We start from the raw sequence: 14,817 nt of genomic DNA on the forward strand, positions 1-14,817 counted from the left end.
ACTTGTCAGTTTTGCATTTTTTTTGCGAGGCAGCAGTGGATCACGATGACGACAAGCGGAGAGGCGACGCGGGGCGCTCGAGCCTGTCCGGCTGCCTCCCGCGCGCGCCCGATGGAATCAAGCGGACGCGGCCGGCCGCCAGCCACCATGACACCGGCGCCGACTCCGCCATCCCCTCCTCCCACAGAGCGCTGGCGGTCGAAGAGGCCGTTGCCCACTATACCGATCTGTACGAGCGCGCGCCCGTGGCTTACTTCCGGCTCGACCGCCACGGCGTTATTCTTGAAGTCAACCTCTCCGGCGCCGGCCTCCTGGGCGCCACGCGTTCAGCCCTGCTGCGCCGCCGTCTGCGGGAGTTCATTTCGCTCGACATGCACGCGTCGTTCACCGAGTTCCTGAAGCAGGTATTCGCGAGCGAGGCCAAGGAAAGCTGCGAGCTGCGCTTTCTCGACTCCGGCCGGAATCCGTTCTTTGCGCACCTTGAGGCCAATGCGGACCCGGCGCGGCAGTCCTGCCGCGTCGTGCTGTGCGACGTCAGCGAACGGAAAAAGGCGGAGCTCAGCCTGATCGAAAGCGAGGAGCGGTTCCGCCTGATGGCGGATTCGGCTCCGGTCCTGATATGGATTACCGGACCGGATATGGAGTATCTCTGGTTTAACCGGATGTGGCTGGAGTTCACCGGCCGCCGCCTCGAAGAAGAACTGGGAACGGGCTGGAGGAATGGCATCCATCCCGACGACCTTGCCGCCTGTGCCGCAGCACACGATGCCGCCTTCGCCCTGCGGCGGTCCTTCACTCTGGAATACCGGCTGAAGAACAGCGACGGCGGCTACCACTTCATGCTGGCGCACGGCGTGCCGCGACTGTCCCCGTCGGGCGGGTTTCTCGGCTACATCGGCACCTGCACCGACATTTCGGAACGAAAGAAAATCGAAGATGAGCTGCAGCACTCGCGCCAGATGCTCCGGCACCTGATTTCACACCAGGAGCGCGTCAGGGAAGACGAGCGCAAGCGCATTGCGCGCGAACTGCACGACGACCTCGGGCAGAACTTGCTGGCACTGCGCCTGGAAGTATCGATACTGCAGCGCCGTACCGGCCGTACCCATCCCCGGCTCAATGAACGGGTACGCAGTGCGCTCGGGCAGATTGACGCGACGATGAAAGCGGTGCGCGCCGCGATCAACAACTTGCGGCCCACGGTACTGGACCTCGGCCTGGCGGCCGCGATCGAATGGCAATTGCAGGATTTCCAGCGCCGTAGCGGGATCGTCTGCGAGCTCGCAATGGAAGACGATGTCGCCCTCGACGACGACCGCGCCACCGCCCTGTTCCGCATCGTGCAGGAGTCGCTGAACAACGTGCTTCGCCATTCGCAGGCAAGCACGGTGCGGGTCGCATTGCGCCGGGAGGGGGCCCGCATGCAGCTTCGCATTGCGGACAACGGCATCGGCATCGTTCCGGACCGCTGCAGAAAGGCCAATTCCTTTGGCTTGGTCGGCATCGAGGAACGGATCAATGCATTCGGCGGCAGCCTCGAGATCCTGAGCGGGCAGGACAGCGGCACGGCACTGGTTGTTTCGCTGCCGCTCCCGCCGGCCTGAGGCCCGGGCTTACCTGGCCTCTTCGATCCAGGCCATCTGGATCGCTTCCAGCACCTTCTCGCCGCCACGCTTCGGATCGTCGTCGAAATCCTCCAGGTCGCACACCCAGTTGTGCAGGTCGGTAAAGCGCAGGTTCATCGGATCGACATCGGGATACTTGTCGTGCAACTCTTCGGCGATACGCGCAATATCAGTCCATTTCATGCCGCCCCCTACCGCTCAGTGGTTTTCGCTGACCTGGTTGATGGTGTACTTCGGGATCTCGATCACGAGGTCTTCCTTGTCGAGGATCGCCTGACAGGACAGGCGCGACGTCGCCTCCAGTCCCCACGCGCGGTCCAGCAGGTCTTCTTCTTTTTCCTCGGGATCTTCCAGCGACTCGTAGCCTTCCCGCACCACCACATGGCAGGTGGTGCACGCACAGGATTTTTCGCATGCGTGCTCGATGTCGATATCGTTTTCGAGCAGCACGTCGCAGATCGATTTGCCCGCGGGCGCCTCAATCACCGCCCCGTCGGGGCAGAGGGTGGCATGGGGAAGAACAACGATTTGTGGCACTTGTTTTACCTCGGTTATGTTTTGTGTACCTGCGGCTCAGGCGACCTGGTCGAGCTTCTTGCCCGCCAATGCCGAGCGCACGCTCCGATCCATGCGGCGCGCCGCGAATTCCTCGGTGCCCCTGGCCAGCGCATCCACCGCCGCCTTGATCGCACCGTGCTCATCTCCCTGCGAGGCCTGGCGCACCGCCTCCATCAGCGCGGCGATCACGGCGCGCTCGTCGTCCGACAGCAGGTCCGCATCGGCGTCCAGCGCCGACTGCGTCGCCAGCAGGATGCGCTCGGCCTCGACCTGTTCTTCACGCAGGGCGCGCAGCTTCATGTCGATTTCGGCGGACTGATAGGAATCCTGCAGCATCTTCGCGACTTCATCGTCGCCCAGGCCGTACGAGGGCTTGACCGCGATCGACGCTTCGATGCCGGAACGCTGCTCGCGCGCCGAGACCGACAGCAGGCCGTCGGCATCCACCTGATAGGTCACGCGGATGCGCGCGGCGCCGGCGGCCATCGGCGGGATGCCGCGCAGCTCGAAGCGCGCGAGCGAACGGCAGTCGCTCACCAGTTCACGCTCGCCCTGCACCACGTGGATCGCCATCGCCGTCTGGCCGTCCTTGAAGGTGGTGAACTCCTGCGCCCGGGCACAGGGGATGGTGGAATTGCGGGGAATCACCTTTTCCACCAGCCCGCCCATGGTTTCAATGCCCAGAGACAGCGGAATCACATCCAGCAGCAGCCAGTCGTCGCCCGCCGCCCGGTTGCCCGCCAACAGGTTGGCCTGGATCGCCGCGCCGAGCGCGACCACCTTGTCCGGGTCGATGTTGGCCAGCGGCGTCGTCTGGAAAAAATCACCGACCGCCTTGCGGATGTGCGGCATGCGGGTCGCGCCGCCGACGAGCACGACGCCGTCGACGTCGTCGACCGACAGGCCCGCGTCGCGCAGCGCCTTTCGTGTCGGCGTGATGGTCTTGTTTACCAGATGCTGAGTGATCTGGGCAAAGGTGGCCGCCGTCAGCGTCAGGTGCACTTCCTCGCCGGAATTGAGCACCACATCGATATGGGTTTCCGATTGCGACGACAGCAGTTCCTTTGCCTCGCGCGCCTTCACCATCAGGATCCGGGTGTCCTTGTCCGACAGCGGTGCGAGCCTGGCTTGCTCGATCATCCAGCACAGCAGGCGGTGGTCGAAGTCGTCGCCGCCGAGCGCGGAGTCGCCGCCGGTGGCAAGCACCTCGAACACGCCCTTGGTCAGCTTGAGAATGGAAATATCGAAGGTGCCGCCGCCCAGGTCGTAGACCGCATAAATCCCTTCGGAGCCGTGATCCAGTCCGTACGCAATCGCGGCCGCGGTCGGCTCGTTCAGCAGGCGCAGCACATTCAGCCCCGCCAGCTTGGCCGCGTCCTTCGTGGCCTGACGCTGCGCATCGTCAAAGTAGGCGGGCACGGTGATCACTGCACCGACCAGTTCGTCACCCAGCGCATCTTCGGCACGCTGGCGCAGCGTCGCCAGGATCTCCGCCGACACCTCGACCGGGCTCTTCACCCCGGCGACCGTTTTCAGCTGCACCATGCCCGGCGCATCGATGAAGTCATACGGCAGGTTCTCGACATAGGCGATGTCCTTCAGCCCGCGTCCCATGAAGCGCTTGACCGACACGATCGTGTTCTTCGGATCGGTGGTCTGCGCCGCCTGCGCCTTGTAGCCGATGTGCGCATTGCCATTAGGCAGGTAACGCACGATGGACGGCAGCAGGGCCCTGCCCTCCTCGTCGCTCAGCACTTCAGGAATGCTGCTGCGTACGGTCGCAACCAGCGAATTGGTGGTTCCCAGGTCGATACCCACGGCCAGCCGGTGCTGGTGGGGCGCGGTGGACATGCCGGGTTCGGAAATTTGAAGTAGCGCCATCTTGTATTCAGCCTGTCGATACGCCATGCGTTGCTCCTGCAGCGCCGGCCACGATCCCCTTTAAGTATTCTTTTTCAGCCTTCGAGCATTTCAAAAACGGCATGCACTTCACTGCCGAATCGCTCGAGGAACATCAGCTTGCGCACACCCTGCGCGGCCGCCTCGAAATCCTGCGCGTCCAGGCGCTCGCCGATGCGGGCGAGTTCGGCCTGGCGCACCGCCCGCAGTTCGGCATCGAGCTGTTCGAGTGCGCCGAGGTCCAATTCCGCCCTGGCGTCGTCCAGCGCTTCGCGCCACTCCATCTGCTGCATCAGGAACTCGCGCGGCATCGCCGTGTTGGACTCGGTCTGCAGGTCAACGCCGTTCAGTTCGCACAGATAGGCGGCGCGCTTGTACGGATTCCTGAGCGTCTGGTATGCCTCGTTGGCGCGCGTCGCCCACTGCATCGCGACCCGTTTTTCGGTGTCGGTCGCATTCGTAAACTTGTCCGGGTGGACCCGGTTCTGCACTTCGTGATACGCCTTGTCCAGCGCCGCCGGGTCGACGTCGAAGCGCTGGGGCAGGTGGAACAGCTCGAAGTGGTTTTGCATGGTTATCTAAAACAAAAGCCTGTTACGACTTCAACAGGCTTGTCATGAGACCGGGTTTTCCGGCTTCCGAGTGGAAAGCCCGGCTGCATCAAATACGGAAGCTTTCTCCGCAGCCGCATTCATCCTTGACATTCGGGTTGTGGAACTTGAAGCCTTCGTTCAATCCCTCGCGCGCAAAATCAAGTTCGGTGCCATCGATATAAGGGAGGCTCTTCGGATCGACGAACACCTTGACGCCGTGCGACTCGAACACCGCATCTTCCGGCGAGCTTTCGTCGACATACTCGAGCTTGTACGCCAGCCCCGAACAGCCGGTGGTACGCACGCCGAAACGCAGCCCGATCCCCTTGCCGCGCCGTTCAATGTAGCGGTTGATATGCTTTGCCGCTTTTTCTGTCAGTGTGATTGCCATGGCAGTTTCGCTTCTTGTCCCTGCCCCGGGCCTCCCCGGGGCGCAAAATCAGGCCGCTTCCTTCGACTCCGATCCGTGCTTGGCCTTGTAATCCTGCACGGCCGCCTTGATCGCATCTTCGGCAAGAATCGAGCAGTGGATCTTCACCGGCGGCAGCGCCAGCTCTTCCGCGATCTGCGTGTTCTTGATCGACATTGCCTGGTCCAGCGTCTTGCCCTTCACCCATTCCGTCACGAGCGAGGACGAGGCGATCGCCGAACCGCAGCCGTAGGTCTTGAACTTCGCGTCTTCGATCACTCCGTTGGCGCCGACCTTGATCTGCAGCTTCATCACGTCGCCGCATGCCGGCGCGCCGACCATGCCGGTCCCTACCGACTCGTCGCCCTTTTGGAAGGAGCCGACGTTGCGGGGGTTTTCATAATGGTCGAGAACTTTTTCGGAATAAGACATGTTGATGCTCCTTTACCTGTTCAGTCGGGGCCGCTTCAGTGCGCAGCCCACTGGATTGAGTTGAGATCGATGCCGTCCTTGTACATTTCCCACAGCGGCGACAGTTCGCGCAGCTTGGCAACCTTGGTCTTGATCAGGTTCACCGTGAAATCGATGTCCTCTTCGGTGGTAAAACGGCCGATCGTGAAACGGATCGAGCTGTGCGCCAGTTCGTCGCTGCGGCCGAGCGCGCGCAATACATAAGATGGTTCCAGACTGGCCGAAGTACAAGCGGAACCGGAAGACACCGCGATGTCCTTGATCGCCATGATCAGGGACTCGCCTTCCACGTAGTTGAAGCTGACGTTCAGGTTGTGCGGCACCCGGTGCTCCATGTCGCCGTTGACATAGACTTCCTCGATTTCCGTCAAACCCTTCGCCAGCCGGTCGCGCAAGGCCTTGATGCGCGCCAGTTCCGTATCCATCTCTTCCTTGGCGAGGCGGAAAGCTTCGCCCATGCCGGCGATCTGGTGCGTCGCCAGCGTGCCCGAACGCAGCCCGCGCTCGTGGCCGCCGCCGTGCATCTGCGCTTCGATGCGCACGCGCGGCTTGCGCCGCACGTACAGCGCGCCGATGCCCTTCGGGCCGTAGGTCTTGTGGGCGCTGAAGCTCATCAGGTCGACCTTCCACTTCTCGAGGTCGATCGCCACCTTGCCGGTTGCCTGTGCGGCATCGGAATGGAAAATAATTCCCTTCGAGCGGCACAGCTCGCCGATTTCCGGGATCGGCTGGATCACGCCGATCTCGTTATTCACCAGCATCACGGAAACCAGGATGGTGTCGGGGCGGATTGCCTCCTCGATCTGCTGCAGCGTGATCAAGCCGTTGTCCTGCGGCTGCAGGTAGGTCGCCTCGAAGCCTTCGCGTTCGAGTTCGCGCACGGTGTCCAGCACGGCCTTGTGCTCGGTCTTGACCGTAATGATGTGCTTGCCCTTGGTCTTGTAGAAATGCGCGGCGCCCTTGATCGCGAGATTGTTGCTTTCGGTTGCGCCGGAAGTCCAGATGATTTCGCGCGGATCGGCGTTCACCAGCGCCGCGACATGGCCACGCGCTTCCTCGACCGCCTTCTCCGCTTCCCAGCCATACATATGGCTGCGTGAAGCCGGGTTGCCGAACTGCTGGCGCAGGAACGGAATCATCTTGTCTGCCACGCGCGGGTCGACCGGGGTGGTTGCCGAGTAATCCATGTAGATCGGAAAATGCGGCGCCTTGATGGTATCGATCAGGCTTTTTTCCAATGGGGCGTTCATGCTGTCTTTACTCCAATCATGCGGCTACGTGGGGACGGGGTACCAGCACCACGTTGTGTTCGGCGTTCTTCTGGCGCTGCTGGTCCACGAGATCCTTCAGGGAAACAGAGTCCAGGTATTCAACCATCTTCGCGTTCAGCGTCGCCCACAGGTCGTGCGTCATGCAGCGCGAGCCGTGCTCATGGCCGGGGCTGTGGCAATTTTCCTTGCCGCCGCATTGCGTCGCATCCAGCGGCTCATCCACGGCGATGATGATGTCGGCCACCGTCACATCCTCCGCACGGCGTGCCAGCGTATAACCGCCGCCAGGGCCACGCACCGACTCCACAATTTCATGCCGCCGCAGCTTGCCGAACAACTGCTCAAGGTAGGACAGGGAAATTTCCTGCCGCTGGCTGATCGCGGACAGCGTAACCGGCCCCTTATCCTGGCGCATTGCCAGATCGATCATCGCGGTTACTGCAAAACGGCCTTTGGTAGTCAGACGCATGATGTTCCACTCCAAGATGACTTTATCCAAGTTCTAATGAATATCCGGGATTCCCGAAGATTTTGGTCAAGTATATCAAAGTTGAGTGATTTCGTCAGGTATTGCCGGAGCCATTTTTCCCTGCAAGGCGAGAGCGATCTTAGGCGTCACAGCGATTGCTGCGGTGCAACGTTATTATTTCATATTTCCTATCCCGCCGCCGCCGTGAGCGGGCGGCTTTCCGGATAAATTGACGCCTGACAACTTAATGCAGCTTGACCCGCATGAACATCATGTAGGCGGTGGGATTACCACCGTAGGACACGGCCATCCCGGACGGTACGAAGTGGCGGCTGACGAAGATACCGACATCGAGTGCAAGGGATGTCGTTACCCGTACCCCCTGATAGAAGCCGGCGGTGAACTTGTTAAGCTTGAACATCTGGCGCTGCAGCGACTCGTTTTCCCGCAGCAAATCGTCGCTGCCGACCCGCTCCAGCCTGCCGAATACGACCTGCTCCCCGCTGAAACGAAGCGAGGATTCGAGCAAGTACCCGAACGTCGACTGGCGAAATTTTCTTGAATTGCGCCCCCAGGCCAAGGTGGTTTTCCAGTCGCCGCCTTCCAGCGCATGGGAATAGGTGGCGGATAACGCGGTGCGCCTGACCTCCTCACCCGGCACAAGGTAATCGAGGCCGCTTGCGCTGCCCCGCGTTAACTGGAACACCCAGTCGGGAGCAGGCGAAAACGAAAGCCGCGTCGACCGGGACGCGGGCCGCAGGTAATCCCCCGGCACGCCTGCCTTGTCCTCGTGCTGGCGGGACACTGAAACGCCCTCGACCTTCACGCCGCTGCGCACATAGCCGACACCGACTTCGCCCGTTACGCTTCCGGAATGATCCAGCCATCGCTCCGCCGACATCAAGGCCCTGCGGTCGCCGTCCACCCCGGTCAGCATGCCGGCGCGCATATCGAGAACCGAACCGCCCCGTATCGACGGGTCGCGCCAAAAATCGGCCCGCTCCGGCTGCAAACGATAGGCAACACCAACCGCGACTGAACGAGGTGAATCGGGGCGCTCGACCGCCAGGAATTTGCCCCGCTCGCTCAGCTCTGAATAAGCAGAAGAGGAAGATGAACCGGACGCGGCAGCGAAGGGGACCACCGGGTAGGAAGCCTGGTCGTCAGCAAGAGAGTCAGCGTGGGCGGAATGAAAGCTTTGGCTACCCTGGTCCGCCTCCTGAAATAGGGATTGGGGCGGTTGCGCATATACAGCGCCCGCTGCGAGCCAGCCGATTGTAAAGATTGCCGCTTTCAACGTTGCCATAACGTAGACGTTCAGACAAATCATCGAATACACGGCCCAACGCAAAGTCCGTACCAGCAGAAAATGACGCACTGTCGCCGAGTGTAAAAGGACTGGCATACCAGCGCGCGGCATGGGTGTGGCAATTTTTACATGCACCTGCCGGATTTGCTGCAAACGGAACCTGCGACGCTCAGGCGCGCGGGTTCCATACCCGTTGCGGGAACGCCCAGGCATTCGAATGCACATTCAGCCGCGTCTGTGACTGCCAGCCGGCCGGCAGAAGCCCCTCCGCAGTACCGGAAAGCACCTGCAACAAGCCCTTGCACGCGTCCTCTATACAATCCAGCACCAGGTCGAAATCCTTGGCACTGCGATAGTAGGGATCATGGACGATCGTTGCGCGACGGTTGCGCGCGTAGGGCATCAGCAGCCCCATCTTCGACTTGTGGCCGTGTGGGCAGATGGCGTCCAGGGTTGCCAGGTTGTTGAAATCCATTGCGAGAATATGGTCAAAGCGCTCAAAGTCCTCTGCCTCGACCTGGCGCGCCCGCAGATTCGACAGGTCGTAGCCGCGCCGCCGCGCCGAGGCTTGGGCACGGGGATCCGGAGCTTCGCCGATGTGGTAGCCGTGAGTGCCCGCTGAGTCGATAACGAAGCTGTCGCCCAGGCCGAGCTCCTCCACATATTTGCGCAGCACCGCCTCCGCCGTCGGAGAGCGGCAGATATTGCCCATGCACACAAACAAGACGCGCGTAGCTGTCATAACCTGCCCTTGAAACGTAGAACCGCGAAGGAATGCCCGCGAAAAATCAAGAACCACACTTCGGATGGTTACAGCAACAGCGCGTGCATAGCATGATGTATCGCAATCTCTTGTTGGAAAAAGAACAATCCGGACATCACGAAAAGAAGCCGGCGCATAGGACGCACGACGCACACCGGATGAGCACTTCCTTTCCCACCACAAAAACCCGGCGAACACCGAAAAATTGAGTACTCGTTCAATCTATAATGAACATTTCCGCAAGTAACGAAGCTTCTGTCCGATAAAGCATGTCCGCAAGAAAATCAAAGACCGTCCCCTCCCCCACCCCCAAGGCAGAAAAAAAGCGCAGCGAAATCCTCAGGGCGGCAACCAGGTGCTTCCGCAAAACCGGCTTTCACCAGACATCGATGCAGGAGATCTGCGCGGAAATCGGGCTTGGCCCCGGCGCGGTATACCGCTACTTCAGCAGCAAGGACGCCATCATCGAAGCAATGGCGGAAGAGGAGCGGCGCCAGGCGCGCGCGATCCTGCAGGATTTGCGCCAGGCGGAGCACCTCCCGGATGCGCTGACGAGCGTGGCCCTGGCTTTTGCTGAACGCTACGCTGCTCCCAGCGACGTCAGCCTGATGACCGAGGTGTATGCGGAGGGCCTGCGCAACAAGCGCGTGGGAAACGTCGTGCGCAAGACCGAGACGGAATGGATCGACGGCCTGACCGACCTGCTGTGCACCGCCCAGGCCCGCGGTCACGTCGACCCGGCCCTGGATGCGCGCAATACCGCCCTGCTGCTCACTGCCCTCTGGGACGGCATGATCATCCGCCAGGCATACAGCGTCGAGGACCAGCCCCGGGCACTGCTCGCCTGTTTCGATATGATGCTCAGGCGCCTGCTCGTGCACGACGGAAAAACGGACAAGCGCACAAGGAACAGCGGCACCGCGTCTGCGGAGGCGCAGGTTGTGCAGGTTGCACCGGTTACGCCGCCTAAGGACGCCGGCGCAAGAATGGAAGCACAAGACCCGCGCCAGATGAGCCTGATCTAGACATCCTGCTTCATCAGGAGGCGCATCGGCCCGAACAGCGCCTGCATCGCGGCATTGCTGATGAAAGACAGGTTATACGGATGCTCGGACACCGCCTTCGGGAATCGCGCGGTTGATTGCAGCGCTTTCAGCTGCTCCGCGATCCTGCCCCACAACACCAGGAGCGGCGGCGCCCCGTCCCGCGCGTGCGCCTCGCCTGCCAGGCCGCGCAGTACCTCCTCCAGGAAAGGCTGCCAGGCCCTGGCATCCTTGGCCGGCGCTACGTGAGCACGATAGACCAGCGATGCGTTCAGCAGCAGGAATCCATGGCGCGTCAGGTTGGCTTGCAGTTCGGTCAGCGTCTGGATAAACGGCGTGCCGATCGCGCGCGCTTTCAGCGAAACATGCGCCAGCGCGTCGCCGCCGGTACTGTCCGGCGCCAGGAGTCCGTCCGCGACCAGCAGCATTTTCATGAAATTTCGCAAAGACGTTGCCCGGTTGACCTGCTTGGACAAGCCCTTTTCCGACCAGAGCGACTCGACCGCGCCATCCATGAAGCAAACGCCGGTGGCACTCTGCTCGCGCGGATAAGGCCCCTCGCCGACCAGCACGTAGCGGACCCGGTCCAGCGGCTGGCTGAATGCGGCAAATAGCCGCCCCCGGGTCGGCAGGTACGAATCCCCGGCCAGGGCCGGAAGATAGGCCGGATCTGCCTCAGCCAGCGATGTCAGCCCGCGCATGAGCACCGGACGCCATGATGGATGCGCGAGATCGAGCGCGTCGAGGATGGACTGCGGAATGGCGTTGTGCATGGCGAGTCGGGAGCGAAAAGCCGGATTGTACCGTTTTCCGCCGCGGCCACCGGCGCCGGATGCCGCCCCTGCCTCGCGCTGCTACTTGCCCGTGATCGACACCACGTTGTCGACGCCGGGAGCGCCGAACAGCTGCTGCTTCAGCACGTGCAACTGGTCGCGCACCTGTGCCGCCTTTTCGAACTCCAGGTTCTTTGCGTGCTCGATCATCAGCTTTTCCAGGCGCTTGATTTCCTTGCTGACCTGCTTTTCGCTCATCGACTCGTACTTCGCCTGCTCCTGTGCCACCTGCAGCTCCGCGCGCGCGTCCTGCGGACTGTAGACGCCGTCGATCAGGTCGCGGATCTCCTTCTTCACGCCGGCCGGCGTGATGTTGTTGGCCTTGTTGAAGGCGATCTGCTTGGCGCGGCGACGCTCGGTCTCGCCGATCGCGCGCTTCATCGAGTCCGTCACCCGGTCGGCGTACAGGATTGCCGTGCCGTTCAGGTTGCGCGCCGCGCGGCCGATGGTTTGAATGAGGCTGCGCTCGGAACGCAGGAAGCCTTCCTTGTCCGCATCGAGAATGGCGACCAGCGACACTTCGGGGATGTCCAGGCCTTCGCGCAACAGGTTGATGCCCACCAGTACATCGAAGGTGCCGAGGCGCAAGTCGCGGATGATTTCCACCCGCTCCACGGTGTCGATGTCGCTGTGCAGATAGCGCACCTTCACACCGTTGTCGCCCAAGAATTCCGTCAGCTGCTCGGCCATGCGCTTGGTCAGCGTGGTAACCAGGACCCGCTCGTTCTTCTTCACCCGTTCGGTGATTTCCGACATCAGGTCGTCAACCTGGGTGCTCGCGGGCCGCACGATGATCGCCGGGTCGACCAGGCCGGTCGGGCGCACCACCTGCTCGACGACCTGGCCGGCATGCGATGCTTCGTATTCCGCCGGCGTGGCCGACACGAAGACCGTCTGGCGCATCTTGCTTTCGAATTCCTCGAACTTCAGCGGCCGGTTGTCCAGCGCGGACGGCAGGCGGAATCCGTAATCGACGAGGTTGACCTTGCGCGCGCGGTCGCCGTTGTACATGCCGTTCAGCTGGCCGAGCAACACATGGGATTCATCGAGGAACATCACGGTGTCCTGCGGCAGGTAATCGACCAGCGTCGGCGGCGGCTCGCCCGGCTTGGCGCCGGACAGGTGACGGGAATAGTTCTCGATGCCCTTGGTGAAACCGAGCTCCTGCATCATCTCGAGGTCGAAACGCGTACGCTGCTCGAGCCGCTGCTCTTCGACCAGCTTGCCCTCCTTGCGGAAGAACTCGAGGCGCTCGCGCAATTCTTCCTTGATGCTTTCAATCGCGCGCAACACCGTCGCGCGCGGCGTCACATAATGCGACCCCGGATAGACGGTAAAGCGCGGAATTTTCTGGCGCACGCGCCCGGTCAGCGGGTCGAACAGTTGCAGGCTGTCGATCTCGTCGTCGAAGGTTTCGATGCGCAGCGCCAGTTCCGCATGCTCGGCCGGGAAGACGTCGATGGTGTCGCCGCGCACCCGGAACGTACCGCGCCCGAAGTCGACCTCGTTGCGCGTGTACTGCATCTGAATCAGGCGCGCAATCACATCACGCTGGCTGACCTTGTCCTTGGCGCGCAGCGTCAGGATCATCTGGTGGTATTCGTTGGGGTTACCGATACCGTAGATCGCCGACACGGTTGCCACAATGACTACGTCGCGCCGCTCCATCAGCGACTTCGTGCAGGACAGCCGCATCTGCTCGATGTGCTCGTTGATCGAGGAATCCTTCTCGATGAACAGGTCGCGCTGCGGAACGTAGGCTTCCGGCTGGTAGTAGTCGTAGTAGCTGACGAAATACTCCACCGCATTGTGCGGGAAGAAATCGCGGAACTCGCTGTAGAGCTGGGCGGCGAGCGTCTTGTTCGGCGCAAACACGATCGCCGGCCGGCCGAGCCGCGCGATGGTATTGGCCATCGTGTAGGTCTTGCCGGAACCGGTAACGCCCAGCAAGGTCTGAAACGACAATCCGTCTTCGATGCCCTCGACCAGTTTTGAAATCGCTTCCGGCTGGTCGCCCGCAGGCGGAAACGGCTGATACAACCGGTAGGGCGAATCGGGGAAGGTGACGATTTTCGACTCGTCGATAGTGCTGGATACCTGGGATAAATCTGCCATCTGCATTCGACCTTTGGTAGAATAGAAAGTTGCACACCAGCTCGGGCAAATCACTCCGATCCGACTACAACCCGACTGCATCAGCCTGCTTTTTCAGTCAACTTTTCATGTTATCACGATGAGCCAATCCCATCCCGCCTCCCTGCTGAGCGCCATCGAAATGGCGCCGCGCGACCCTATCCTCGGCATCACCGAAGCCTTCAATGCAGACAAGAACCCGTCCAAGGTCAACCTGGGCGTGGGCGTGTACTACGATGACAACGGCAAGGTGCCTCTGCTCGACTGCGTGCGCAAGGCGGAAGCCCAGCTGATGGAAAAGGCTGCGCCGCGCACCTACCTGCCGATCGAAGGCCTGGCTGCCTACGACAAGGCGGTGCAAGACCTCGTATTTGGTGCCGACAGCGCAGTTGTACAAGAAAAGCGCGCCATCACGGCACAGGCCATCGGCGGCACCGGCGCACTGAAGCTCGGCGCCGACTTCCTGAAACGCTTTTCGCCAAATGCGCAGGTGTGGATCAGCGACCCGAGCTGGGAAAATCACCGTGCACTGTTCGAATCCGCAGGTTTCATCGTCAACAACTACCCGTATTACGATCCGGCGACCCGCGGCGTAAACTTCGACGGCATGCTCAAGGCACTGAAGGACATGCCGGCCGGCTCGATCGTATTGCTGCACGCCTGCTGCCACAACCCGACCGGCGCCGACCTGACTGACGACCAATGGACGGACGTCATCAAGGTCGTCACCGAGCGTGGCCTGGTGCCCTTCCTCGATATGGCTTACCAGGGTTTCGGCGACGGCATCGATGAAGACGGCAAGGTGGTTCGCCGTTTTGCGCAAGCCGGCGGCCCGCTTTTCGTGTCGAACTCGTTCTCGAAGTCATTCTCGCTCTACGGCGAGCGTGTCGGCGCGTTGAGCATTGTCGCTTCGACCACGGAAGAAGCGGCGCGCGTGCTCTCGCAATTGAAGCGCGTCATTCGCACCAACTACTCGAACCCGCCGGTCCACGGCAGCCAGGTCGTGGCGACCGCACTGTCGACGCCGGAACTGCGCAAGCTGTGGGAAGAGGAACTGGCAGGAATGCGCGTGCGCATTCGCGAAATGCGCCAGGCTTTCGTCGAGAAACTCAAGGCAAAAGCGCCTGCACACAACTTCGACTTCGTCATCAAGCAACGCGGCATGTTCTCGTACTCCGGCCTTACCAAGGCCCAGGTCGAGCGCCTGCGTAACGAGTACTCGATCTATGCAGTCGACACAGGACGCATTTGCGTTGCTGCACTTAACTCGCGCAATATCGACAGCGTGGTGGATGCCATCGCAAAGGTACTGTAATTCCCAGGAATTGCATCGCCTGTGAATGAACCGCTTCGGTTCATTCACGCCGCAGACATAAAGTTCATTCCAGGCTTTGACATTTCCGGAAAGATCGGCCTATAATAGCGGCTCTGTTCCCTGATA

General features: G+C 61.4%; 14 protein-coding genes and 1 pseudogene. 3 read left to right on the forward strand and 12 right to left on the reverse strand.

The features are described 5' to 3' along the window. The first annotated feature begins 35 nt into the window (after nucleotides 1–35). Nucleotides 36–1,604 (forward strand): PAS domain S-box protein, encoded by a 1,569-nt coding sequence (locus tag VEC01_RS17295; RefSeq protein ID WP_324902152.1) that lies wholly within the window; start codon nucleotides 36–38, stop codon nucleotides 1,602–1,604. Between the two features lie 9 nt (nucleotides 1,605–1,613). Here VEC01_RS17295 and iscX read toward each other — a convergent pair whose 3' ends face one another. The 10 genes and pseudogenes from iscX to VEC01_RS17345 form a co-directional block, all read right to left on the reverse strand. Beyond that, the gene (gene iscX, locus VEC01_RS17300; protein ID WP_324902153.1) at nucleotides 1,614–1,808 is read right to left on the reverse strand and encodes a Fe-S cluster assembly protein IscX; all 195 of its coding nucleotides are present in this window, start codon (nucleotides 1,806–1,808) and stop codon (nucleotides 1,614–1,616) included. A 15-nt stretch (nucleotides 1,809–1,823) separates the two neighbouring features. Continuing rightward, the gene (fdx, locus tag VEC01_RS17305; RefSeq protein ID WP_324902154.1) at nucleotides 1,824–2,162 is read right to left on the reverse strand and encodes an ISC system 2Fe-2S type ferredoxin; all 339 of its coding nucleotides are present in this window, start codon (nucleotides 2,160–2,162) and stop codon (nucleotides 1,824–1,826) included. 36 nt (nucleotides 2,163–2,198) lie between these two features. Further along, on the reverse strand, nucleotides 2,199–4,064 hold the full coding sequence (gene hscA / locus VEC01_RS17310; RefSeq protein WP_324902169.1) for a Fe-S protein assembly chaperone HscA: 1,866 nt from the start codon (nucleotides 4,062–4,064) through the stop codon (nucleotides 2,199–2,201). A 74-nt stretch (nucleotides 4,065–4,138) separates the two neighbouring features. Beyond that, the gene (gene hscB, locus VEC01_RS17315) at nucleotides 4,139–4,654 is read right to left on the reverse strand and encodes a Fe-S protein assembly co-chaperone HscB (protein ID WP_324902155.1); all 516 of its coding nucleotides are present in this window, start codon (nucleotides 4,652–4,654) and stop codon (nucleotides 4,139–4,141) included. A gap of 88 nt (nucleotides 4,655–4,742) precedes the next feature. Then, nucleotides 4,743–5,066: an iron-sulfur cluster assembly protein IscA gene (iscA, locus tag VEC01_RS17320; RefSeq protein WP_324902156.1), complete on the reverse strand. Its 324-nt coding sequence runs from the start codon at nucleotides 5,064–5,066 to the stop codon at nucleotides 4,743–4,745. 48 nt (nucleotides 5,067–5,114) lie between these two features. Continuing rightward, nucleotides 5,115–5,516, reverse strand: a complete 402-nt coding sequence (gene iscU, locus VEC01_RS17325) for a Fe-S cluster assembly scaffold IscU (RefSeq protein ID WP_324902157.1) — start codon at nucleotides 5,514–5,516, stop codon at nucleotides 5,115–5,117. 35 nt (nucleotides 5,517–5,551) lie between these two features. Next, the gene (locus VEC01_RS17330) at nucleotides 5,552–6,805 is read right to left on the reverse strand and encodes an IscS subfamily cysteine desulfurase (protein ID WP_324902158.1); all 1,254 of its coding nucleotides are present in this window, start codon (nucleotides 6,803–6,805) and stop codon (nucleotides 5,552–5,554) included. A 16-nt stretch (nucleotides 6,806–6,821) separates the two neighbouring features. After that, nucleotides 6,822–7,295 carry a Fe-S cluster assembly transcriptional regulator IscR gene (gene iscR / locus VEC01_RS17335; RefSeq protein WP_324902159.1) on the reverse strand — a complete coding sequence of 158 codons (474 nt, stop codon included), beginning with the start codon at nucleotides 7,293–7,295 and terminating at the stop codon, nucleotides 6,822–6,824. A gap of 244 nt (nucleotides 7,296–7,539) precedes the next feature. Then, entirely contained in the window at nucleotides 7,540–8,757 is a 1,218-nt protein-coding gene (locus VEC01_RS17340) for a hypothetical protein (RefSeq protein WP_324902160.1), read from the reverse strand. Between the two features lie 127 nt (nucleotides 8,758–8,884). Continuing rightward, a pseudogene (locus VEC01_RS17345) lies at nucleotides 8,885–9,346 on the reverse strand (low molecular weight protein-tyrosine-phosphatase); the annotation flags it as partial. 290 nt (nucleotides 9,347–9,636) lie between these two features. On the opposite strand from VEC01_RS17345, the gene VEC01_RS17350 reads away from it, so the two are divergent. After that, entirely contained in the window at nucleotides 9,637–10,392 is a 756-nt protein-coding gene (locus VEC01_RS17350) for a TetR/AcrR family transcriptional regulator (RefSeq protein WP_324902161.1), read from the forward strand. Here the strand turns inward: VEC01_RS17350 and VEC01_RS17355 are convergent. Continuing rightward, nucleotides 10,389–11,183 carry a uracil-DNA glycosylase gene (locus VEC01_RS17355; RefSeq protein WP_324902162.1) on the reverse strand — a complete coding sequence of 265 codons (795 nt, stop codon included), beginning with the start codon at nucleotides 11,181–11,183 and terminating at the stop codon, nucleotides 10,389–10,391. The genes VEC01_RS17350 and VEC01_RS17355 overlap by 4 nt on opposite strands. 81 nt (nucleotides 11,184–11,264) lie before the next feature. After that, nucleotides 11,265–13,358, reverse strand: coding sequence for an excinuclease ABC subunit UvrB (gene uvrB / locus VEC01_RS17360; protein WP_324902163.1), 2,094 nt, complete (start codon nucleotides 13,356–13,358; stop codon nucleotides 11,265–11,267). A gap of 118 nt (nucleotides 13,359–13,476) precedes the next feature. Here uvrB and VEC01_RS17365 point away from each other — a divergent pair, with 118 nt between their 5' ends. Beyond that, nucleotides 13,477–14,691 carry an amino acid aminotransferase gene (locus VEC01_RS17365; RefSeq protein ID WP_324902164.1) on the forward strand — a complete coding sequence of 405 codons (1,215 nt, stop codon included), beginning with the start codon at nucleotides 13,477–13,479 and terminating at the stop codon, nucleotides 14,689–14,691. The last annotated feature ends 126 nt before the right edge of the window (nucleotides 14,692–14,817 follow it).

The organism is Noviherbaspirillum sp. (assembly GCF_035627455.1).
Taxonomy (GTDB): domain Bacteria; phylum Pseudomonadota; class Gammaproteobacteria; order Burkholderiales; family Burkholderiaceae_D; genus Noviherbaspirillum.